This is a genomic window from Amycolatopsis suaedae, assembly GCF_004214935.1.
In the GTDB taxonomy this organism is placed as follows: domain Bacteria; phylum Actinomycetota; class Actinomycetes; order Mycobacteriales; family Pseudonocardiaceae; genus Amycolatopsis; species Amycolatopsis suaedae.
On sequence record NZ_SFCC01000008.1, the window covers coordinates 320786 to 341975 of the forward strand.

The window sequence follows — 21190 nt, forward strand, 5'->3', positions numbered from 1 at the left end:
GGATTCGGACCTCCCGCGGGTGGAGTTCCGGGTGGATCTCAGAGCCCCACGCGGTAGGCGTACCGCACGGCGTCGGCCCGGTTGCGGGCGCCGATCTTGGCGAACGCGTTGTTGATGTGCGTCTTCACCGTCGCCTCCCCGATGAACAGCTCGGCGGCGATCTCGGCGTTGGTCAGCCCGCGGGCGATCAGGCCGAGCACCTCGGCCTCGCGCGCGGTCAGCCCGTCCGGCTGGCCGCCTCGGCGGGGTGGCGGGCCGGCGAGCGCGGACACCAGCCGCCGGGACACCGCGGCGTCGAAAGTGGACTGTCCGGCCGCGGCCGAGCGCAGTGCCGACGCCAGCGCCCCGCGGCCGGCGTCCTTGGTCAGGTAACCCCGCGCACCGGCCCGCAGCGCGGAGTCGATGGACTCGTCGTCGGCGTAGGTGGTCAGCACGACCACGCCCACCCCGGGGTGATCACGGGTGATCCGCTCGGTGGCCGTGACGCCGTCGCAGCCCGGCATCCGCAGGTCCATCAGCACCACGTCCGGCTGGCGCTCGGCGACCAGCCGCACGGCCTGCTCGCCGTCGCCGCCGTCACCGACCACCTCGATGTCGTCGACCAGCTCCAGCAGGGCGACCAGCCCCTCCCGCACGACCTGCTGATCGTCCACCACGAGCACCCGGATCACCGCGGCACCTCGGCGAACACCCGCCACCCGGCGGCGACCGGCCCCGCCGCGAGTGTCCCGCCGGCAAGAGCGATCCGCTCACGCATGCCGGTCAGCCCGTAGCCGCCCGCCCCGGCCTCGGGCGGCGCGGGATTGGCGACCTCCAGCGACACCGTGTCCCCGCTGTAGTCCAGTACGACGGTCACCGCGGCCTCCGGCGCGTGCTTGACGGCGTTGGTCAGCGCCTCCCTGGCGGTGGCCAGCAGCGCGACCCCCGCCGCCGCCGACACCGGCCGCGGCGTCCCAGCCGTGCGCAGCGTGATCGGCGACGGGTGGTCCAGCCGGAACGCCTCGACCAGCTCCCCCAGCGCCTCCGGCAGCGGCCGGACGTCGGTACGCAGCGCGGCGACCGCACGCCGGGCCTCGTCCAGGCCGTCGACGGCCAGCCGCCGCGACCGGCGCACCCGGTCCAGTGCCGCGCCGACGTCGCCCCGCTCGCTCAGCAGCGCCTCGGCGACCTCCAGCTGGACGCTCAGCGCGCCCAGCGAGTGCGCCAGCACGTCGTGCATCTCCCTGGCGATCCGGGTCCGCTCGTCGAGCGCGGCGGCCTTCGCCCGTTCCTCCTGGACTCGCCGGGTCTGCTCCAGCAGTTCCTCGGTCTGCCTGACCCGGCTGCGGTACTGCCGCCGGTTCAGCCCGAACAACGTCAGCACCAGCAACAGCCCGGCGAGCCCGTACGTCGCGGCCGTCCAGTGCGGCGCGACGACGCCGAGCAGCACCAGGTCCGCTGCGAGCACGCCGAGGATCAGCCAGGTCGGCGGGCGCAGGTGCGACGCCAGCGCCAGCAGGGCCACGAACGCCATGGTCGCGGCGCCGCTGTCGGCCCGCCCGATCGTGCCGGTGGACAGCAGCGAGCACGCGGCCAGCGCGGCCAGCGGTGCCCAGCCGAGCCTGCCGTCGAACACGGCCCAGAACAGCCAGCAGCCGAACGCGATCGCGGCCAGTACCCACACCCAGGGCTCGCGCGGGCCGCCCGCCAGCAGGGCGACCGCCAGTACCGCGGTCACCAGGACGCGCACCAGCGGCCCGGTCTCCGGGTCGCCGGTCAGCAGTCGTCGCCACAACGTCATCGGTAGCAGTCTGGACCACCAGACAGCCGGACGGCTCCACCCCAGGGTGGAGCTAACCGCAACGGGTGTCCTTGCAGCTCTCCTCGGTCACCGCGTCCTGCGCGGTGTGCTCGTCCGCGTGCTCGGCCGGCAGCGTCTCCCGCGCCACCACCCAGAGCAGGCAGCCCACCGCGGCGATGCCGCCGGTGACGGCGAACGACGCGCCGTAGGACCACTGCTCGGCGATGAACCCGGCCACCAGCGGGGCCAGCACCGCGCCGACGTCGGCCGACATCTGGAACCCGGCCAGCACCCCGCCGCCGCGGGCCTTGGCGCCGAGGACGTCGGCGACGGCGGCGTTCTGCGGCGGGTTCATCGCACCCGACCCCATCCCGGCGACCAGCGACGCCGCCAGGAACAGCCACTCGTTGTCGGTCTGCCCGATCGCCACGCTGCCGATGGCCAGCAACGCCAGCCCGGTCACCGCGACCGGCTTGCGGCCCATGCTGTCGGCCAGCCGTCCGGCCACCGGCAGCAGCAGGACGTTGCCGACGGAGAACACCGCCAGCGCGACGCCGGTGAACTGCTCGCTCTGCACCAGCACCGCGGTGACGAACAGCGGCAGCAGCGACGCCCGCACGCCGAAGACCATCCAGCCCAGCGCGAAGTTGCCGCCCAGCGCCGCGCGGTAGGTGCGGTGACGCAGCGCGGCGGTGAACGTCAGCGTCGGCGCGGCCTCCCCGGCGGCCCGGCCGGCCAGCTCGGAGTTACGCAGCTGCCACCACACCAGCACCACGACCAGCAGCAACGCGATGCCGTAGACGACGAACGGCGCCCGGAGCGAGATCGCCACCAGCCCGCTGCCCACCAGCGGACCGGCGATGCTGCCGAGCAGGAACGCCGTCGCCGACAGCCCGGAGACCCGCCCGCGCAGCTGCGGCGGGGAGATCCGGATGAGCAGGCCGGTGACCGAGACGGTGAACATCGTCGACCCGATGCCGGACAACGCGCGGAACACCAGCAGCTGCCAATACTCGACGGCCAGCGCGCAGGCGAGCGTGCCGACGGCCACGATGACCAGGCCCCACAGGTAGATCGGCCGCTCACCGAAGGCGGTGACCAGCCTGCCGCTGGCCGGTGCGAACACCAGCCGCATCGCGGCGAACGCGCTGATCACCACGGAGGCGGCGGTCACGCCGACGTCGAAGCTGGTGGCGAAGCTGGGAATGGCGGGTGCCACCAGGCCGAACCCGATGGCGATCAGGAAACTGCCGAACGCCAGAACCCAGATCTCGCGTGGATACCGGACTTTCGCCGGCCGTTCCCGCGTCGACGTGTCGCTCACCGCGCCCCCTGTTCGAGTCAACAGAAAGCTTAGGCGCGCGAAGCATCTCCTGTCGCCCTTGTTTCGGCGCCGTTCAGCGGCGGCGGGTGAGCCAGCCCAGCAACGCGCCGACACTGAACGCACCGGCCACCGCACCGGCGCCCGGTCCGCGCACCACCTGCACGTGCGGCTTCACCACGACGGGCGGCGGCGGCGCGATCCTGGTCTGGTTCTCCCGCGCGGTCGCCGTCCACGCCGTGACGAACAGCAGGAACCGCGACACCAGGTTGGCGAAGAACAGCAGGCCGAGGATCGGCCCGAACACCACGGTGCTCGGCGACGTCGACACGAAGCCCAGGTAGACCGTGGTGACCTGCTTGAGCACCTCGAAGCCGACCGCGGCCATGATCGCGCCCTTGACCGCGCTGCGGGCGCTGACCCGTTCCCGCGGCAACCGCGCGATCACCCAGAGGAACACCAGCACGTTCGCGGCGAGCGACAGCACGATCGTCGCGACCCGTAGCGCGACGATCGCCCATGTCTGGTCGGCCAGACCGACCAGTTCCAGCAGCAGCTGGCCGATTCCGCTGCCGGCGGCGGTCAGGCCGAACGAGATCGCGAGCGCCAGGCCCAGCCCGACCAGGGCGACCAGGTCACGCAGGGTCGTCGACACCAGCGGCAGCTGCTGCTTCTCCTGCCCCCACTGGGCGGTCAGCGCGTCCCGCAGGTTCGTCATCCAGCCGACGCCGGAGTACAGGGCCAGCAGCAGACCCATGATCCCGGTACCCGCACCGGCCTGCAGTGCCGTCCCGACGATGTTGGACAGGAAGTCGCCGAGCCCCTCCGGCGCGGAGTTGATGATGCCCTGCTTGAGCTTGTCCAGCGTGGCCGTGTCACCGGCCAGCACCATCCCTGCCACGGAGAACCCCACCATCAGCAGCGGGAACAGCGACAGCACGCTGAAGTAGGTGATGGCGGCGGCGTAGTGGTTGCCGTAGCGCTCGGTGAACGCGTCGTTGGCCCGTACCAGGTGGTCCAGCCACGGGTAACGCCTGCGCAACCTGGGAAGGAGCTTTTCCTGTTGTTCCGCCATTAACAAACGCTAACCAGGCCCACCGGAGGCCGCAACGCGAGCGGGTTGACGCGGGTGACGCCCCGATGCGACGCTGAAAGCGCTTTCCACCGTCCGCCGCCAGGTACCGAGAGGAGACCACCGTGAACCCCGCACCTGGCGTCGGGCGCCGCGCCGTCCTCGGCGGCGCGCTGACCCTTCCCCTGCTGGCGGCCGCCCCCGCGCACGCGGCGAGCTGGCGGCTGCGCTGGAACCCCGACCCCGGCTCCACCGGGCTGAACGCCTTCGAGGGCGTCGAGGACGACCGGGCGAAGTCGCACCCGGGCGTCAAGCACATCTACCCGCAGGGCGGCGCGTACCGCTTCGACATGCACACCCGCGACCGCGACACCTCCACCGACCGCCAGCGGCAGGAGGTCCGCGGCATGCGGCAGAACGGCACCGTGCTGAACTGGCGCGACGGTGAGACCTGGCGGGTCACGTACTCGATGTACATCCCGTCCTCGCTCAAGGCCACCACCTCGTTCACGCACATCTTCCAGACGAAGATGCCGGGCAAGGGCACCTCGCCGCTGACCGTCATGTCGCTGCGGCACGTCGGCAGCACGCCGACCGTCGAGTTCAAGATCTTCGGCGGTGACGTGCTGGTCGGCAGGGTCGACCTGGCCAGGCTGCACAACCGGTGGACCGACGTGGAGATCGAGCAGCGCATCGGCAACTCCGGCCGGGTCCGCTGGGTGCTGCGCAGTGGCGGCAGCACGCTGATCGACGCCAGCAAGAACGGCGACACGTTCCTGGACGACGTCATCCGGCCCAAGTGGGGCATCTACCGGTCGCTGAGCGATTCCGCCAGGCTGGAGAACTGCCACCTGCTGATCCGCGACCTGCGCGGCTACCAGTACGTCTGATCGGGAACCCGCGGGGCCTGCTGGCAGTCTCTCCAGCATGGTCAGCAGAGCGGACAGGTTCCGCGGGTCCCTTCTCGCCGGCGCGGTCGGCGACGCACTCGGCTTCGACATCGAGTTCGACTCCATCCTCAGCATCCGCAGGCTGCACGGCCCGGACGGGCTGCGCGGGTACGCCAACCCCGGGCGCGGCCTGATCACCGACGACACCCAGATGACGCTGTTCACCCTGGAGGGCCTGATCCGCGCGCACGTGGGCGGACGCGACGTCGTCGAGGTGCTGCAGCACGCCTACCAGCGCTGGCTCTACACCCAGGGCGCGCCGTGGGAACGCGACAGCGGCCCCCGCCCCGGCGAGGCGACGTTGTGGCAACGCAACGGCGGCCGGTTCGCCGAGGGCCGTACCGAGCCGGACGGCTGGCTGGTCACCAACCGCGGCCTGCTGGAGAGCCGCGCGCCGGGCAACACCTGCATGCGGGCGCTGCGGTCGTTCGCCAACGGCGGTCCCCAGGGCACGTTCACCACGAAACTCAACGACTCCAAGGGCTGCGGCGGCGTCATGCGGGCCGCGCCGTGCGCGCTGTGGCCACAGGACGTGTTCACGGTGGCCGCCCAGTCGGCGGCGCTGACCCACAGCCATCCCAGCGGCTACCTGTCCGCCGGGGCACTGGCGGTCATCGTGCGGACACTGCTCGACGGCGCGGGCCTGCGGCAGGCCGTCGACACAGCACTGGCCGAGCTGGTCCGGTGGGACGGCCACCAGGAACAGTTGCGGGCACTGGAGAACGCGATCGCGCTGGCCGGCCGGGGTCGGCCGACGCCGGAGACGATCGCCGCCGAACTGGGCGGCGGCTGGGTCGGCGAGGAGGCGCTGGCCATCGCGGTCTGCGCGGCGCTGGTCTTCGAGGACGACCTGGGCGAGGCGCTGCTGCTGGCGGTCAACCACAGCGGCGACAGCGACTCCACCGGCGCCATCTGCGGCAACATCCTCGGCGCACTGCACGGCCCCGACGCCATTCCCGCGCCCTGGCTGGACGCGCTGGAACTACGCGACGTCATCGACCAGCTGGCCGTCGACGGCCTCGCCGAGTTCGGGCCGGAGCCGCCGCGTACCGGCGAGTGGCTGGCGAGGTACCCGGGATGGTGAGCAGGGCGGACCGGTTCCGCGGGTCGATCCTCGCCGGCGCGGTCGGCGACGCGCTGGGCTACGACATCGAGTTCCACGAGATCGAGGGCATCCGGGCAGCCCACGGCCCGGACGGGCTGCGTGGATACGTCAACCCGGACCGGGGGCTGATCAGCGACGACACCCAGATGACGCTGTTCACCCTGGAAGGGCTGATCCGCGCACACGCGGGCGGACGCGACGTCGTCCAGGTGCTGCAACACGCCTACCAGCGCTGGCTGCACACCCAGGGCAGGCCGTGGGAGCAGACCGGAGGGCGGTTCGCCACTGCGGCCGAACCCGACGGCTGGCTGGTCGGCAACCGCGAGCTGCACGACCGCCGCGCACCCGGCAGCACCTGCCTGAAGGCACTGCGCGCGTTCGCCACCGACGGCGTGCAGGGCACGCTCACCCACGCGCTGAACAACTCCAAGGGCTGCGGCGGCGTGATGCGGGTCGCGCCGTGTGCACTGTGGCCCGGCGACGCCGGCGAGGTGTTCCGGCTGGCCGCGCAGGCGGCGGCACTGACCCACAGCCATCCCAGCGGCTACCTGTCCGCCGGAGCGCTGGCGGTCATCGTGCAGGCCCTGCTGGGTGGCGCGGACCTGCCGAGGGCGGTCGGCGCGGCCCGGCTGGAACTCATCCGGTGGGACGGCTACGAGGAGCAGTTCGCCGCGCTGGACGCCGCCATCGCGCTGGCCAAGCGGGGACGGCCGACCCCGGAGGCCATCGCGGCGGAGCTGGGCGGCGGCTGGGTCGGCGAGGAGGCACTGGCCATCGCCGTCTGCGCGGCACTGGCGGCCGACGACCTCGCCGACGGGCTGCTGCTGGCCGTCAACCACAGCGGCGACAGCGACTCCACCGGCGCCATCTGCGGCAACATCCTCGGCGCACTGCACGGCCCCGGCGCCATCCCCGCCCAGTGGCTGGCCGCACTGGAACTACGCGACGTCATCGACACGCTGGCCGTCGACGCGCTCGCCGAGTTCGGGCCGGAGCCACCCGACTGGCAGGGGCGTTATCCCGGCTGGTGAGCCCCGGGCAGGAACCCGACGGCGTCGTAGACCGAAGCCAGGGTGGCCGAGGACACCTCGCGCGCGCGTTCGGCACCGCGCGCGAGGACCTTGTCCAGCTCCGCCGGATCGTCCACATAGGACCTGACCCGCTCCTGGAACGGCGTCACGAACTCGACCAGGATCTCCGCGAGGTCCTTCTTCAGATCGCCGTAACCCTTGTCCGCGTAGGCGTTCTCCAGATCGGCGATCGCCCGGTCGGTCAGCGCGGCGTAGATGGTGAGCAAATTGGACACACCAGCCTTGTTCTCGGCGTCGAACACGATCTCGCGGCCGGTGTCGGTGACCGCGGACCGGATCTTCTTCGCCGAGCGCTTGGGGTCGTCGAGCAGTTCGACGATGCCGTTGACCGCGGACGCCGACTTGCTCATCTTGATCGCCGGGTCCTGCAGGTCGTAGATCTTGGCCGTGTCCTTGACGATGTGCGGCTCCGGGACGGTGAACGTCCTGCCGTAGCGGTTGTTGAACCGCTGCGCCAGGTCGCGGGTCAGCTCCAGGTGCTGGCGCTGGTCCTCGCCGACCGGGACGGCGTTGGCCTGGTAGAGCAGGATGTCGGCGGCCTGCAGCACGGGGTAGGTGAACAGGCCGACGCTGGCCCGGTCCGTACCCTGCTTGGCGGCCTTGTCCTTGAACTGCGTCATCCGGCCTGCCTCGCCGAACCCTGTCTGGCATTCCAGAACCCAGCTCAGCTGGGCGTGTTCGGGCACCTGGCTCTGCACGAACAGCGTGCTGCGGTCCGGGTCGACGCCGAGCGCCAGCAGCTGCGCGGCCGACCGGCGGGTGCGCTCGCGCAGCAGCTTCGGGTCGTGCTCGACGGTGATCGCGTGCAGGTCGACCACGCAGTAGAACGTCTCGTGCGTGTCCTGCAGGCGAACCCACTGGCGCAGCGCGCCGAGGTAGTTGCCCAGGTGGAACGAGTCCGCCGTCGGCTGGATCCCGGACAGTACGCGCAGCTTCGAGTGCTCTGGTGCCACGCGGCGATTCTTCCAGGCGGGCCGCCGGCCGCACCGCCGAGGGGGCTGCGACAAAAGTATTAAACGGTTAAATCGACACTACTTCCGGCGGTGCTTCGTGAGCGGGCGCCTTCATAACGTTTTCCTCACTCCCCCCGGTGACACCGGGTTCAGCGAAGGAGAAGCAATGAAGCTACGGTCCCTGCTCGCCGGTGTGTTCGTCGCCGGCGCGAGCGCGCTCGCCGGCATGGCGGTCCCGGCCACCGCGGCTGCCGCTCCCGCCCCCGACGGCGTCCAGCCGTTCATCGTCGGCGGTCGCAACGCGACCCAGGTCTACTCGTTCATGGTGTCGCTGCAGTCCAGCTCCGGCGGGCACTCCTGTGGTGGCTCGCTGATCAGCTCGACCTGGGTGGTCACCGCCGCCCACTGTGGCCAGCCCGCCCAGGTGCGCGTCGGCACCACCAACCGCACCAGCGGCGGTTCGGTGGCGCGAGTCGCGCAGCGCATCGCCCACCCGTCGGCCGACCTGGCGCTGCTGCGTCTGTCGACGCCGGTCAGCCAGGCCCCGATCAGCATCTCGACGGAGTCGGGCCCGGTCGGCACCGCCACCAGGATCATCGGCTGGGGCCAGACCTGCGCCCCGCGTGGTGCCTGCGGCGCGCCGATCACCCTGCAGGAGCTGGACACGTCGATCGTGGCCGACAGCCGCTGCATGGGCATCCGTGCCGCGAGTGAGATCTGCACCAACAACACCGACGGCAACAAGGGTGCCTGCTACGGCGACTCAGGCGGGCCGCAGATCAAGCAGGTCAGCGGACGGTGGGAGCTGATCGGTGCCACCAGCCGGGCCGGCAACAACAGCACCACCTGCGCCACGGCCCCGTCGATCTACGTCGACGTGCCCTACTACCGGTCCTGGATCCGCAGCAACAGCGGAGTCTGAACCTGTCCGGCCCGCGCCGGCACACCAGCGGCCCCTTGGCCGGCGCGGGCCGAGCAGTCCGGTGAGCGAGCCCGGCTTCAGGCCGAACAGCTCCTCGAAGATGCACACCGCCCGGAGCGACTCAGGCCGCTCCGGGCGGCTTCTTCCACTTCTCCAGTAGCTCAGGGTCGTGACGCTGACCCGCACGCCACGCTGGGCCAGCCGGTGCCGCACCCGGTCAAGACCCAGCCCGCTGTCGGTGAACGCCTGGTCGAGCGCCCGTGAGAACTCCGTCCGCATGGCACGAACATTGCGGCCTGTGCACCGGGGGAAACAATCCGTGTCCGGTACCTATGTTTTGCCCCCGGCGCAGTCTTCAGCCCGCTAAAGCCGCCAGGCGGCGGCCGTAGACCGTGTCCCGCTGCCGCGAGGGGCGTCCGGCCAGCGACGCGAGGTGGTCCAGCTCCGCGGTGGTGCGCGAGGACCCGTGCTCGGACCCGGCCATCCGCGAGATGGTCTCCTCCATCAGCGTCCCGCCGATGTCGTTGGCACCGCCGCGCAGCACCTGCGCCGTGCCCTCGTCGCCGAGCTTGACCCACGAGCACTGCACGTTGTCGATCCGCCCGTGCAGCGCCAGCCGCGCGAACGCGTGCACCGCGCGGTTGTCCCGCACCGTCGGCCCCGGCCGGGCGACGCCCGCCAGGTAGATCGGCGCGTTGTGGTGCACGAACGGCAGCCCGACGAACTCGGTGAACCCGCCGGTGTCCTCCGCGATCCGCGCCAGCACCCGCAGGTGGCCCAGCCAGTGACCGGGGTGGTCGACGTGGCCGTACATCATCGTCGACGACGACGGGATGCCCAGCCGGTGTGCCGTGCTGACCACGTCGATCCAGGTCTGGGCGGGCAGCTTGCCCTTGGTGAGCACCCACCGCACGTCGTCGTCGAGGATCTCCGCCGCCGTGCCGGGGATCGAGCCGAGCCCGGCGTCGCGCAGCTCGGTCAGCCACTCCTCGACGCTGATGCCCGCTTTCGCCGCGGCGGAGACGATCTCCATCGGCGAGAACGCGTGGACGTGCATGTCCGGGACCGCCGCCTTGATCGCCCTGACGATGTCGGCGTAGTAGCTGACCGGCAGCTTCGGGTCGATCCCGCCCTGCATGCACACCTCGGTGGCACCGGCGTGCGCCGCCTCGACGGCCCGCGCCGCGACCTCGTCCACCGACAGCCGGAACGCGTCGGCGTCCCGCTCACGCTGGGCGAACGCGCAGAACCGGCAACCGACGTAACAGACGTTGGAGAAGTTGATGTTGCGGTTGACGACATACGTGATGTCCTCACCGACGACGTCGGCACGCAGCTCGTCGGCCAGCGTCGCCATGGCCTCCAGCGCCGGGCCGTCGGCGGTCAGCAACGCCATCGCGGCGTCGGTGTGCTCGGGTTCGAGCAGCGCGCCCGGGTAGTCGGCGGCCAGCCGCAGGCCCGTGCGGACGTCGGTGTCCAGCCGCTCCGGCGCGGCAGGCACCTGGCTGCGCAGGATGTCCCAGTCGCCGTAGACGCTGTCGAAGTCACCGCGCCGGTCACCGGTGCGGCCCTCGGTGTCGATGGCGGTGTGCAGGTCGGCGCGGCCGATCGTGTCCAGCCCGCCGTCGGGCTCCTGCCAGCGGCGGCCCTCGATCGCCGCGTCCTCGTCGGCCATGCCGTCCTCGGTGGCCAGCGCCGTGACGTGCGGGTGCAGCCGGATGTCGATCCACTTCTCGGCGGCGGTGACGTAACGCGGGTAGACGGCCAGCCGCTCCTGCAGCTCGTAGCCTGCCTGGCGGGTCCACTCGGCCAGCTCGTCAAGCCGCGGCCACGGCCGTTCGGGGTTGACATGGTCGGGCGTCACCGGGGACACGCCGCCCCAGTCGTCGATGCCCGCCCGCAGCAGCAGGGCGTGCTCCTCGCCGGCGAGGTTGGGCGGCGCCTGCACGCTGACGCCCGGCGGCATCAGCAGCCTGCCGACGGCCACCGTCGCGGCCAGGTCGGTCAGGTCCAGGTCGGGCACCGACCGCATGGCCGTGTCCGGCTTGGCCCGGAAGTTCTGGACGATGATCTCCTGGATGTGCCGGAGCTGCCTGGCCCGCTGCCGGATGGCCTGCAGCGACTCGGCGCGCTCGGTCCGGTTCTCCCCGATGCCCACCAGGATCCCGGTGGTGAACGGGACACCCACGCGCCCGGCGTCGTCGAGGACGCGCAGTCGCACGGCCGGTTCCTTGTCCGGGCTGCCGTAGTGCGGGCCGCCCTTCTCCGACCACAGCCGGTCGGCCGTGGTCTCCAGCATCATCCCCATGCTGGCGGCGACCGGCTTGAGCCGCTGCAGCTCGGCCCAGCTCAGCACGCCGGGGTTGAGGTGCGGCAGCAGGCCGGTCTCCTCCAGCACGGCGATGGCGCTGGCCCGCACGTAGTCCAGTGTGGACTCGTACCCGCGGGCCTCCAGCCACTCCTTCGCCTGCGGCCAGCGGTCCTCCGGCCGGTCGCCGAGGGTGAACAGTGCTTCCTTGCAGCCGGCCGCGGCACCGGCGCGGGCGATCTCCAGCACCTCGTCGCGCTCCAGGTACAGCGAGTGCAGTTTGCCGGGCACGGTGACGAACGTGCAGTAGTGACAGCGGTCCCGGCACAGCCGGGTCAGCGGGATGAACACGCTGCTGCTGTAGCTGACGATCCCGCTGCGGCCCTGGTCGGCGAGGTGCGCGTCGCGGACCCGGCCGGCCGCGTCCATCAGCTGTTCCAGGTCCTCTCCCCTGGCCTGCAGCAGGATCGCGGCCTCGGTGGTGTCCAGCGCGACCCCGTCGGCGGCGCGGCGGAGGGCCCTGCGCATCGCGGAGGAGGTGGGTTGCGGATCCGGCGGGGCGAGGAGCACGCGATCAGCCATGACCGCGAGCCTACGACCGCGGACGGCTCACGGGCACATTCTCTTACTGTGAGGGATTCCTCGCCGAACCGGGAATAAGCCCGGTGCTGGAGCGCACGGTGACGGACCACGCCGCCCCGGCGTCCGGCGCGGCCTCGCCCAGCGCGATCAGCGCGCAGTCCCGGCCCTGGTCCTGCAACGATTGCACGACCGTGGTGAGTCCCTCCCGGCCGGCGTCCGGGTCGTCGTCCCACCCGGCGACCGCGACGTCGCCGGGTACCCGCAGTCCCCGGCGGCGGGCGGCGTCGAGCACGCCGAACGCGAGCTGGTCGCTCATCGCGATCACCGCGTCCGGCTCGCAGGTGTCGAACAGCGTCTCGGCCATGGCGGCGGCCTCGGCGCGGTCATTGCGGCTGACGACGGCCACGGGCAACCCGCCGCGGTGGTCGTAGATGCCGAGCAGCCGTTCGCGGGTGACCGTGAACTCGACGGTCGCCGGGTCGGGTCCGGTCTCCAGCCTGCTTCGGCGGCCGGGGTCGAACGGGAAGCTCAGCACGGCGGGCCTACGGGCTCCGGCGAACGTATGAACGGCCAGCTCGCGTGCGGAGGCGCGGTTGTCGATGGTCACCACTGATGCTCCCTCGACCGCCGGGCCGCCCTGGATGGCCACCGGCTTGCCGATCCCGCTCAGCGCGGCCAGCACGGGGTCGGACTCGAACGTGGGCCACACGATGTAGCCGTCGACCGAGGCGGATTTCACCCGGTCGACGTCGGTGTCCGCCCCGGTGGTGGGAATGAGGTTGAGTCCGATCCCGCGCTCGCGGCACACCTGCGCGACGCCGGTCAGGAACCCGCGGGCCTGCGGATCCTCGAAGGCGTAGGCCAGGTGCTCGCCGAGCACGACGCCGATCGCGCCGGTGCGGCGGCGGCGCAGGGAGCGCGCCGTCGGGTCCGGCCCCCGGTAGCCCAGCTCGGCGGCGGTCTCCCGGACCCGGCGCAGGGTGTCCGCGGCGACCCGTTCCGGCTGGTTGTAGCAGTACGACACCGTCATCGGGGAGACGCCGCAGCGGCGCGCCACCTCGGCCATGGTGACGCGGGACGCTTTGGGGCTGGACATTGCCCCAGCCTATCTGTGTATCGTTACACAATGCTCGTCCGGACCCGGTTCGCCCTGGCCGCGCTCAGCACGGCCTGCTTCACGTCGGTGACGTCGGAGAACCTGCCGGTCGCACTGCTTCCCCAGCTCGCGGACGGTTTCGGCGTGTCCGAACCGGCCATCGGCCTGCTGGTCACCGGGTACGCGGTGGTCGTCGCGGTCACCGTCGTACCGCTGGTGACGGTGACCGCCCGATGGGACCGCCGGACGACCGCGCTCGCGGCGATCCTGGCGGTGACGGCGTCGAACCTGCTGCTCGCCGTGGCGCCGGGCTACGCAGTGGCGGTGATCGCGCGGCTGGTGGCGGCCGTCGGTCACGGGGTGTTCTGGTCGGTCGTCGCGGCGATGGCCAGCCGGATGCTCGGGCCCGAACGGGCAGGTCGCGCGACCGCCGTCGTCTACGCGGGCAACTCGGTCGCGTTCCTGCTCGGGCTCCCGCTGTGCTCGTGGCTCGGCACGACGCTCGGCTGGCGAGCCACCGCCCTGGTCATGGCCGGTGTCGCCGCGCTCGCCGCCGCGGTGATCCGCCTGACGGTGGACGCCATGCCCGCCGTGCCGCGAACGGGCGGTTCGCCGCTGCGGCACGCACTGACCGACCGTTCGCTCGTCTCGGTCAACCTGACCACCGTGCTCGTCGTGCTCGGCCACTTCACGGCGTTCACCTACATCACCGTGATCATCGCCGATTACGTCCGCCTGGACGGCTCCGCGATGCTGCTCGCGCACGGCGCGGCCGGGGTGCTCGGCCTCGTCGTGATCGGCCGGGCGGTGGACCGGCACCCGCGCACCACCGCACTGGTGGTCACCGGCGGCCTCGCCGCCTGCATGCTCCTGCTGCTGACCGCCGGGGCCGTGTCCACCGCGGTCGCGGCCGTCGCCGTGGTGCTGTGGGCGATTCCGGCAGGCGGAATGGCCGTGGTGCTGCAGGCCGCCGTGCTGCGCGCGGCCGCCCAGCCGGATCTCGCATCGGCCGTCTACATCGTCGCCTTCCAGGCCGGGATCGCGCTCGGCGCCTGGGCCGGCGGGGTCAGCCTCGGCGGCGGCGCACTCACCATCGCGGCGGTGTGCGGGCTCGCCGCGGCCGTCGTCGTCAGCCGATCCGCCGCCTTCACCGGAGAGGAGCACCATGAACAGGCCGTGGTGGCAGGACGCCGTCGTCTACCAGATCTACCCGCGCAGCTTCGCCGACACCGACGGCGACGGCATCGGTGACCTGCGCGGGATCGTCGAACGGCTCGGCTACCTGCGTTCGCTGGGCGTCGACGCGCTGTGGATCTCGCCGTTCTTCCGCTCGCCGATGGCCGACTTCGGCTACGACGTCAGCGACCACACGGCCGTCGACCCGGTCTTCGGCACCGATGCCGACGCCGAGGAACTGATCGCCGCCGCACATGCCGGCGGCCTGCGGATCCTCGTCGACATCGTGCTGCCGCACACCAGCGACCGGCACCCGTGGTTCCGCGCCGCGGCGACCTCGCGCAGTGCGCCGATGCGGGACTTCTACGTCTGGCGGGACAGCGGCCCCGACGGCGGCCCGCCGAACAACTGGGTCGCCGGCTTCCCGCCGGACAGCCCGGCGTGGACGTGGCACCCGGAGACCGGCCAGTGGTACCTGCACTCGCACCTGCCGCAGCAACCCGACCTCGACTGGTCCAACCCCGCCGTGCGGCAGGCCCAGCTCGACGTGCTGCGGTTCTGGCTGGACCGCGGCGTCGACGGCGTCCGGCTCGACTCGATCAACCGGCTGGGCAAGGACCCCGGGTACCGGGACAACGTCGACGGGCTGCCGTCGCGGCAGCGGGACTGGCCGACGCTGCACGACTACCTGCGTGAGGTGCGCACGCTTGTCGACAAGTACCCGGATGCCGTCGCGGTCGGCGAGGTCTGGGAGTTCGACCAGCGGCGGATCCTGCCCTACGTGGCTCCCGGCGAGCTGCACCTCGCGCACAACTTCGTGTTCTCCGGACTGCCCTTCGACGCGGCCGCGATCAGGGCGACCGTCCAGGAGTTCCTGGACCTGGCGGGCGAAGACGTCTGGCCGGCGTGGTTCCTCGGCAACCACGACATCCCACGGGTGGTGAGCCGGTGGGGCGGGCAGGCCGCCGGGCGGCTGGCCGCCATGCTGCTGCTCACCCTGCGCGGCACGCCGTTCCTCTACCAGGGCGAGGAGCTGGGGCTGCCGGACACCGAGCTGCCGCCCGGCGTCGGTGAGGACCGTAACGGCCGCGATCCCCAGCGCACGCCGATGCCGTGGACGGCCGGTCCGGGCCACGGGTTCAGCACCGGGACGCCGTGGCTGCCGTTGGGCGCGACGGCCGGGCGGCTCAACGTCGAATCGGAGCTGGCCGACCCGGGCTCGACGCTGTGTCTCTACCGGGAACTGCTGGCGCTGCGCAGGCGGCGGCCGTCACTGCGGGCCGGCACCCAGGTGTTCACCGACGGGCCGCCCGGCGTGCTCGCCTACCTCCGGGCGACGGAGGAGGAACGCTCACTGGTGGTGCTGAACCTCGCGCCGACGGGCCGTTCGCTGCCCTGGGACTCCGCACTCGTGCCGTTGGTGTCGACCGGCGACGTCACGCTCGGGGACGGCGTCACGCTGGGCCCGTGCGCCGGAGCCGTGTTCGACGCTCAGGCGTGCGGCTGAAGGGTGGGGCGGGTGGGTTCCTCGTGCGGCTGCTGCTGCGGCGGCGCGGGCTGGGCGGCACGGGCCTTGCGGCGCTGACGCAGGATGCCCAGCGCCATGCCGACCACACCGAGAACCACGGCGACAAGGCCGACGGGGCCGAGGATGCCGGCGGACATGGCCTCCGGCTCGATCGCGGTGGCGGCGGACGCGGAACCAGCGCCCAGCAGGGTCAGGCACAGGGAGAGGGCGGTCGCGGCCATGACGGGCCGCAACAGGTTGTGCCGGGGGTTGCGCACCGGGGTGCCTCCTGAGACGAACTTGTCGCCCGAACGAGGGAACGTTGCTGGGGAAAAGCTACCGAGCGTGTCAAGCCCTGTGGTCTGCGGTCAGCATCGGCGCCGAGACTAGCGACCCGAATGTCACGGCTCCGTATCGGGCCCTCGCTTTTACCACTCCAACTGAAGTACTCTGTTCTCAGTAGTTCTGCAGAAGGAGACCCCCGTGCGAACCCTGACCTACCTCGTCGCCTGCACCCTCGACGGCTACATCGCCGCCCCCGACCGGGAGGACCCGACCCAGCGCGAGGGCTTCTTCCTGATGCAGGGCGACCACGGCGAGGCGTTGCTGCGCGACTGGCCCGAGATCATCCCCACCCACGTCCGGCCCGCTCTCGGCCTCGCTGACACCCCCAACAAGCACTTCGACACGGTGCTGGAGGGCCGCGTCTCCTACGAGGGCGGCGTGAAGGCCGGCGTGAACGACGCGTACGAGCACCTGCGGCACCTGGTGTTCTCCCGGACCCTGACCGAGGTCCCCGGCGAGAAGGTCGAGCTGGTCAACACCGACCCGGTCGCCAAGGTGCGGGAACTCAAGCAGGAGGAGGGCGCCAAGATCTGGCTCGTCGGCGGCGCCACGCTCGCCGGTGCCCTGCGCGACGAGATCGACGAGCTGGTGCTGAAGCTGCACCCGGTGACGGCCGGCTCCGGCGTACCGCTGCTGGAGGGCGAGTTCCAGCCCCGCCGGTTCAAGCTCGCCGACGTCGAGCGCTTCGACTCCGGCGTGCTGCACCTGACCTACGTGCGCCCCTGAACGAGAGCAAGGGAGCTTTACTAGCGAAGAAGGGTAGTAAAGCTCCCTTGCTCGCGTTTCTCAGGCGGGCGGCCAGGCGTAGGTGGCCGTCACCGGGGCGTGGTCGGACCAGCGGAGCTCGTAGCTGTCCGCCCGCTCCACCCGGATCGAGGCGACCGAGTCGGCCAACGCGGGCGTCGCCACGTGCAGGTCGATGCGCCAGCCGGTGTCGTTGTCGAAGGCCTTGCCCCGGTAGGACCACCAGGTGTACGGCCCCGGCCCGTCCGGATCGGCCCGGCGCTGCACGTCCACGTAGCCCGCCTCGTCGTAGACCCGGCTCAGCCAGGCCCGTTCCTCCGGCAGGAACCCCGAGTTCTTGCGGTTGCCCCGCCAGTTCTTCAGGTCCACCTCGGCGTGCGCGATGTTCCAGTCCCCCACCACCAGCACCTCGCGCCCGCCTGCGGCGGCCTTGGCCCGCAGCTCGGTGAGGTAGGGCAGGAACGCGGCCATGAACCGTTCCTTCTCCGCCTGCCGCTCGGTCCCGACGTCGCCGCTGGGCAGGTACAGGCTCGCCACCACCACGTGGTCCAACTCGACCTCCAGGTACCGCCCGCTGTCCTCGAACTCGGGCTCGCCGAACCCGATCCGCACGGCCGACGGCTCGGCACGCGAGTAGACGCTGACCCCGCAGCGCCCCTTCACCGCGGCGGGCGCGTGCACGGCGTGCCACCCCTCGGGCTCGCGTACCGCTGGCGGGAGCAGCTCCGGCTCGGCACGCACCTCCTGGCAGGCGACGACGTCGGCGCCGGTGGCGGCCAGCCACTCGACGAAACCCTTCTTGGCGGCGGCACGCATGCCGTTGACGTTCACGGTGGCGACGGTCAGCACCCCGGCAGGCTACCGGCTGGCAGGATCACCACTCGTGGGTGAACTACTGGTGCTCGGCAGCTGCGGCGCGTGGCCGGAGCCCGGCCGGGCGTGCAGCGGTTACCTGCTCGAACACGACGGCTTCCGGGTGCTGCTGGACCTGGGCTACGGCACCGCCGGCCCGCTGCTGGCGGCCTGCCCGGACGGGGCGGTCGACGCGGTGATCGTCACCCACGCCCATCCCGACCACTGCAGCGACCTGACCGCGCTGGGCCGGATCCGGCGACCGTGTTCGACCTGCGCGACCTGGCGTCGGCCTCTCGCGTGGGGCCGTTCGAGCTGGCCACCCGGCTGCTGCCGCACTACGTGCCCAACCTGGGCGTCCGCCTGTCCGCGCCCGGACTGACCGTGGCCTACACCGGTGACAGCGGACCGTCGCCGGAGCGCGACGGCTACTGCTGACCCATGCGGGTCCGGCTCTAACCGCAGCGAGCACCCTGCAGCGGGGTGAGGAACTCCGTTGCGGCCCAGCGATTCTCGCCGAGCTTGCGGAACCCGTTCTGCACCACCGGATGCGCGTCGGTCTCGGCGTTCTGCTTGTACTTGCCGACGATCTCGGCGGAGTCGGCGGGCGCGGCCCGGACGTTGAGGACGTCGGCCGTGACGGACATCTTGCAGCCGGTCGGCCCTTCGGCGCCTTCGGAAGCCTGCTTGCCCGCCCCGAGGAAGTAGATCACCGCGACCCCGCCCACCACGGCGATGATGAGCAGGATCCGCTTCGGAATTCCCAGTATCACCGGCGCTCCCTCGCAGAAGCCGAAACCCGTCCCACCAGGGTATGCACCGGGTAGAGCCGGGCGGAAGGCTCGGCGCACGCAACCACCCGGCAGCAGGATCACTGTGATCACCCGACTACATAGCGTGCCCGAAACGCCGGAAGGCCACCCTCGTCGTGAGGGTGGCCTCCGGCGTTCAGGCGAGCGGGATCAGCCCTCGGCCATCTTGCGCTGCAGGTTCGCGTCCAGCGTGGCGAGGAAGTCCTCGGTGGTCTGGAACGCCTGGTCCTTGCCGACGAGCAGGGCCAGGTCCTTGGTCATTTTGCCGCTCTCGACGGTCTCGATGACGACCTGCTCCAGCTTGTTGGCGAAGCCGACCAGCTCGGAGTTGGAGTCCAGCTTGCCGCGGTGCTCCAGGCCCCGGGTCCACGCGAAGATCGACGCGATCGGGTTGGTCGAGGTCGGCTTGCCCTGCTGATGCTGGCGGTAGTGCCGGGTGACCGTGCCGTGCGCGGCCTCGGCCTCGACGGTCCGGCCGTCCGGCGTGCGCAGCACCGACGTCATCAGGCCGAGCGAGCCGAACCCCTGCGCGACCGTGTCGGACTGCACGTCACCGTCGTAGTTCTTGCAGGCCCAGACGTAGCCGCCCTCCCACTTCAGCGCGGCGGCGACCATGTCGTCGATCAGCCGGTGCTCGTAGGTCAGGCCCTTGGCGTCGAAGTCCGCCTTGAACTCGGCGTCGAAGATCTCCTGGAACACGTCCTTGAACATGCCGTCGTAGGCCTTGAGGATCGTGTTCTTGGTCGACATGTAGACCGGCATGCCGCGGTCGAGGCCGTACTGCAGCGAGGCGCGCGCGAAGTCCTCGATGGACTTGCGGTAGTTGTACATACCGATGGCGACGCCGCCGCCCTCCGGGTACTTGGCGACCTCGAACTCCATCGGCTCGGAGCCGTCCTCCGGCGTGTAGGTGATCGTCAGCGTGCCGGGGCCGGGGACCTTGAAGTCGGTGGCCTTGTACTGGTCACCGTGCGCGTGCCGGCCGATGATGATCGGCTTGGTCCAGCCGGGCACCAGCCGGGGGATGTTCGAGATGATGATCGGCTCGCGGAACACCACGCCGCCGAGGATGTTACGGATCGTGCCGTTCGGGCTCCGCCACATCTTCTTCAGGCCGAACTCCTCGACCCGCGCCTCGTCCGGGGTGATCGTGGCGCACTTCACGCCGACGCCGTGCTTCTTGATGGCGTTGGCGGCGTCCACGGTGATCTGGTCGTCGGTGCGGTCCCGCTCCTCGATGCCCAGGTCGTAGTACTCGAGGTTGACGTCCAGGTAGGGGTGGACGAGCTTGTCCTTGATGAACTGCCAGATGATGCGGGTCATCTCATCGCCGTCGAGTTCGACGACGGTGCCCTCGACCTTGATCTTGGCCATGAGCAGCGGTGCTCCTCTCGCGGGTTCACGCGTTGTCTGCACGTCTCGTGGTAGCGGTACAAGCGTACTGGTAAATGATGCGGCCGTGTCGGGCGCACCCTTGTTACCCAGCGGTAATCGGTCCCCGGCGGTGTGAGCGGTCGCGTGCTGGCATCAAACCAGCGATAGTTTCGCCCTGCCAACCCGCACCGAGGAGGTTCCCGACATGACAGCCGCCGCCCTGTTCACGGTGTCCGAGGCCCGGGACGAGCTGGAACGGCTGCTACCGGTACTCGACGAGCTGGTCGCGCTGCGGGCCGACGCCGCGGAGCTGACCGCGTCGCTGCGCCCGGACGGACCGCCGACCCCGCTCGGCGGCCTGCCGGAGCTGAAGGCCGCGCAGGCCAGGCTCGACGACCTGATGACCACCGTCCAGCAGACCGGCGCCGAGCTGAAGGGCTTCGCGCCGCTGCTGGTCGACTTCCCCGCCGAGCTCGACGGCGTCCCGGTCCTGCTCTGCTGGCTGGAGGGTGACACCGAGCTGGCCTGGTACCACCGGGCCGACATCGGCTTCGCGGGCCGCCGCCGGCTGCCCGGTTAGCCCCTGACGTGCCAGTATGTAGCCCATGCCCAAGACGCTGCGACTCACCGGCGACGCCGACGCGGACAAGCTGCTCAGCAAGGACCCGTTCGCACTGCTCACGGGCATGCTGCTGGACCAGCAGATCCAGATGGAGGTCGCCTTCATCGGCCCGAAGAAGATCGCCGACCGGATGGACGGCTTCGACGTCCGCAAGATCGCCGACTCCGACCTGGAGGAGTTCGTCGAGCTGTGCGTGCAGAAGCCGGCCATCCACCGGTACGCCGGTTCGATGGGCCGTCGGGTGCACGCTCTGGCCCAGTTCGTCGTGGAGACCTACGACGGCAAGACCGACGCGATCTGGAAGAAGGGCAAGCCCGACGGGCCCGAGGTGCTCAAGCGGCTGAAGGCACTGCCCGGCTACGGCGAGCAGAAGGCGAAGATCTTCCTCGCCCTGCTCGGCAAGCAGCTCGGCGTGCAGCCGGCGGGCTGGCGTGAGGCGGCGGGCGCCTACGGCGAGGACGGCTCGCACCGCTCCATCGCCGACGTCACCGGCCCCGAGTCGCTGGCCCAGGTACGCGACTTCAAGCGCGCCGCGAAGGCAGCGGCGAAGAAATAGCGAGGGCGTTGCACTTCGATCA

20 protein-coding genes and 1 pseudogene are annotated in these 21190 nt (G+C 71.3%); 10 read left to right on the top strand and 11 right to left on the bottom strand.

All coding sequences use genetic code 11. The annotated features are described in order from the left end of the window. Window positions 1-38 precede the first annotated feature (38 nt). The 4 genes from EWH70_RS17950 to yhjD form a co-directional block, all read right to left on the bottom strand. On the bottom strand, window positions 39-671 hold the full coding sequence (locus EWH70_RS17950) for a response regulator transcription factor (protein WP_130476556.1): 633 nt from the start codon (window positions 669-671) through the stop codon (window positions 39-41). Beyond that, the gene (locus EWH70_RS17955) at window positions 668-1780 is read right to left on the bottom strand and encodes a sensor histidine kinase (RefSeq protein ID WP_130476557.1); all 1113 of its coding nucleotides are present in this window, start codon (window positions 1778-1780) and stop codon (window positions 668-670) included. The genes EWH70_RS17950 and EWH70_RS17955 overlap by 4 nt, the downstream gene beginning before the upstream one ends. A 52-nt stretch (window positions 1781-1832) precedes the next feature. Continuing rightward, complete coding sequence (locus EWH70_RS17960) at window positions 1833-3104, bottom strand: MFS transporter (protein WP_130476558.1); 1272 nt, start codon at window positions 3102-3104, stop codon at window positions 1833-1835. A 73-nt stretch (window positions 3105-3177) separates the two neighbouring features. Continuing rightward, entirely contained in the window at window positions 3178-4176 is a 999-nt protein-coding gene (gene yhjD, locus EWH70_RS17965) for an inner membrane protein YhjD (protein WP_130476559.1), read from the bottom strand. 122 nt (window positions 4177-4298) lie between these two features. On the opposite strand from yhjD, the gene EWH70_RS17970 reads away from it, so the two are divergent. Genes EWH70_RS17970 through EWH70_RS17980 form a run of 3 tightly spaced genes read left to right on the top strand, consistent with a single transcriptional unit; the run spans window position 4299 to window position 7259 of the window. Beyond that, on the top strand, window positions 4299-5063 hold the full coding sequence (locus EWH70_RS17970; protein WP_130476560.1) for a Tat pathway signal sequence domain protein: 765 nt from the start codon (window positions 4299-4301) through the stop codon (window positions 5061-5063). Between the two features lie 37 nt (window positions 5064-5100). Next, window positions 5101-6207, top strand: a complete 1107-nt coding sequence (locus EWH70_RS17975; RefSeq protein WP_130476561.1) for an ADP-ribosylglycohydrolase family protein — start codon at window positions 5101-5103, stop codon at window positions 6205-6207. Continuing rightward, window positions 6201-7259 (top strand): ADP-ribosylglycohydrolase family protein, encoded by a 1059-nt coding sequence (locus tag EWH70_RS17980; RefSeq protein WP_130476562.1) that lies wholly within the window; start codon window positions 6201-6203, stop codon window positions 7257-7259. The genes EWH70_RS17975 and EWH70_RS17980 overlap by 7 nt, the downstream gene beginning before the upstream one ends. Here the strand turns inward: EWH70_RS17980 and trpS are convergent. Then, window positions 7244-8272, bottom strand: coding sequence for a tryptophan--tRNA ligase (gene trpS / locus EWH70_RS17985; RefSeq protein WP_130476563.1), 1029 nt, complete (start codon window positions 8270-8272; stop codon window positions 7244-7246). The genes EWH70_RS17980 and trpS overlap by 16 nt on opposite strands. 166 nt (window positions 8273-8438) lie before the next feature. Between trpS and EWH70_RS17990 the strand changes: the two genes are divergently transcribed. Continuing rightward, a complete protein-coding gene (locus EWH70_RS17990) occupies window positions 8439-9194 on the top strand; it encodes a S1 family peptidase (protein ID WP_130476564.1) in 756 nt (251 codons plus the stop codon). Window positions 9195-9549: 355 nt separating this feature from the next. Here the strand turns inward: EWH70_RS17990 and EWH70_RS18000 are convergent, their stop codons facing one another. After that, window positions 9550-12084: a bifunctional FO biosynthesis protein CofGH gene (locus tag EWH70_RS18000; protein WP_130476565.1), complete on the bottom strand. Its 2535-nt coding sequence runs from the start codon at window positions 12082-12084 to the stop codon at window positions 9550-9552. A gap of 43 nt (window positions 12085-12127) precedes the next feature. Continuing rightward, complete coding sequence (locus EWH70_RS18005; RefSeq protein ID WP_240687042.1) at window positions 12128-13180, bottom strand: LacI family DNA-binding transcriptional regulator; 1053 nt, start codon at window positions 13178-13180, stop codon at window positions 12128-12130. A 30-nt stretch (window positions 13181-13210) separates the two neighbouring features. Between EWH70_RS18005 and EWH70_RS18010 the strand changes: the two genes are divergently transcribed. Next, window positions 13211-14431, top strand: a complete 1221-nt coding sequence (locus tag EWH70_RS18010) for an MFS transporter (protein ID WP_130476566.1) — start codon at window positions 13211-13213, stop codon at window positions 14429-14431. Continuing rightward, on the top strand, window positions 14346-15863 hold the full coding sequence (locus EWH70_RS18015) for an alpha-amylase family glycosyl hydrolase (RefSeq protein WP_130476567.1): 1518 nt from the start codon (window positions 14346-14348) through the stop codon (window positions 15861-15863). The genes EWH70_RS18010 and EWH70_RS18015 overlap by 86 nt, the downstream gene beginning before the upstream one ends. On the opposite strand, the gene EWH70_RS18020 is transcribed toward EWH70_RS18015, so the two are convergent. Beyond that, a complete protein-coding gene (locus tag EWH70_RS18020) occupies window positions 15848-16141 on the bottom strand; it encodes a hypothetical protein (RefSeq protein WP_240687043.1) in 294 nt (97 codons plus the stop codon). The genes EWH70_RS18015 and EWH70_RS18020 overlap by 16 nt on opposite strands. Window positions 16142-16346: 205 nt before the next feature. On the opposite strand from EWH70_RS18020, the gene EWH70_RS18025 reads away from it, so the two are divergent. Next, window positions 16347-16934, top strand: a complete 588-nt coding sequence (locus tag EWH70_RS18025) for a dihydrofolate reductase family protein (RefSeq protein ID WP_130476568.1) — start codon at window positions 16347-16349, stop codon at window positions 16932-16934. Between the two features lie 60 nt (window positions 16935-16994). Here EWH70_RS18025 and EWH70_RS18030 read toward each other — a convergent pair whose 3' ends face one another. Continuing rightward, window positions 16995-17801, bottom strand: a complete 807-nt coding sequence (locus tag EWH70_RS18030; protein ID WP_130476569.1) for an exodeoxyribonuclease III — start codon at window positions 17799-17801, stop codon at window positions 16995-16997. Between the two features lie 34 nt (window positions 17802-17835). Between EWH70_RS18030 and EWH70_RS18035 the strand changes: the two are divergent. Beyond that, window positions 17836-18221: pseudogene (locus tag EWH70_RS18035) on the top strand (MBL fold metallo-hydrolase); the annotation flags it as partial. A 38-nt stretch (window positions 18222-18259) separates the two neighbouring features. On the opposite strand, the gene EWH70_RS18040 reads toward EWH70_RS18035, so the two are convergent. Further along, complete coding sequence (locus EWH70_RS18040; protein ID WP_130476570.1) at window positions 18260-18577, bottom strand: SH3 domain-containing protein; 318 nt, start codon at window positions 18575-18577, stop codon at window positions 18260-18262. Between the two features lie 189 nt (window positions 18578-18766). Then, window positions 18767-19990, bottom strand: coding sequence for an NADP-dependent isocitrate dehydrogenase (locus tag EWH70_RS18045; RefSeq protein WP_130476571.1), 1224 nt, complete (start codon window positions 19988-19990; stop codon window positions 18767-18769). 205 nt (window positions 19991-20195) lie between these two features. On the opposite strand from EWH70_RS18045, the gene EWH70_RS18050 reads away from it, so the two are divergent. Continuing rightward, entirely contained in the window at window positions 20196-20570 is a 375-nt protein-coding gene (locus EWH70_RS18050; protein WP_130476572.1) for a DUF2203 domain-containing protein, read from the top strand. A gap of 25 nt (window positions 20571-20595) precedes the next feature. Next, the gene (locus EWH70_RS18055) at window positions 20596-21168 is read left to right on the top strand and encodes an HhH-GPD-type base excision DNA repair protein (RefSeq protein WP_130476573.1); all 573 of its coding nucleotides are present in this window, start codon (window positions 20596-20598) and stop codon (window positions 21166-21168) included. The last annotated feature ends 22 nt before the right edge of the window (window positions 21169-21190 follow it).

Bases quoted from the DNA above. Each gene is read 5' to 3' on its own strand.
- EWH70_RS18000 (WP_130476565.1), bottom strand. From the start codon at position 12,084: ATGGCTGATCGCGTGCTCCTCGCCCCGCCGGATCCGCAACCCACCTCC.
- yhjD (WP_130476559.1), bottom strand. From the start codon at position 4,176: ATGGCGGAACAACAGGAAAAGCTCCTTCCCAGGTTGCGCAGGCGTTAC.
- EWH70_RS18015 (WP_130476567.1), top strand. From the start codon at position 14,346: ATGAACAGGCCGTGGTGGCAGGACGCCGTCGTCTACCAGATCTACCCG.
- EWH70_RS18010 (WP_130476566.1), top strand. From the start codon at position 13,211: ATGCTCGTCCGGACCCGGTTCGCCCTGGCCGCGCTCAGCACGGCCTGC.
- EWH70_RS17980 (WP_130476562.1), top strand. From the start codon at position 6,201: ATGGTGAGCAGGGCGGACCGGTTCCGCGGGTCGATCCTCGCCGGCGCG.
- EWH70_RS17975 (WP_130476561.1), top strand. From the start codon at position 5,101: ATGGTCAGCAGAGCGGACAGGTTCCGCGGGTCCCTTCTCGCCGGCGCG.
- EWH70_RS17990 (WP_130476564.1), top strand. From the start codon at position 8,439: ATGAAGCTACGGTCCCTGCTCGCCGGTGTGTTCGTCGCCGGCGCGAGC.
- EWH70_RS18055 (WP_130476573.1), top strand. From the start codon at position 20,596: ATGCCCAAGACGCTGCGACTCACCGGCGACGCCGACGCGGACAAGCTG.
- EWH70_RS18005 (WP_240687042.1), bottom strand. From the start codon at position 13,180: ATGTCCAGCCCCAAAGCGTCCCGCGTCACCATGGCCGAGGTGGCGCGC.
- EWH70_RS18050 (WP_130476572.1), top strand. From the start codon at position 20,196: ATGACAGCCGCCGCCCTGTTCACGGTGTCCGAGGCCCGGGACGAGCTG.
- EWH70_RS18045 (WP_130476571.1), bottom strand. From the start codon at position 19,990: ATGGCCAAGATCAAGGTCGAGGGCACCGTCGTCGAACTCGACGGCGAT.
- EWH70_RS17955 (WP_130476557.1), bottom strand. From the start codon at position 1,780: ATGACGTTGTGGCGACGACTGCTGACCGGCGACCCGGAGACCGGGCCG.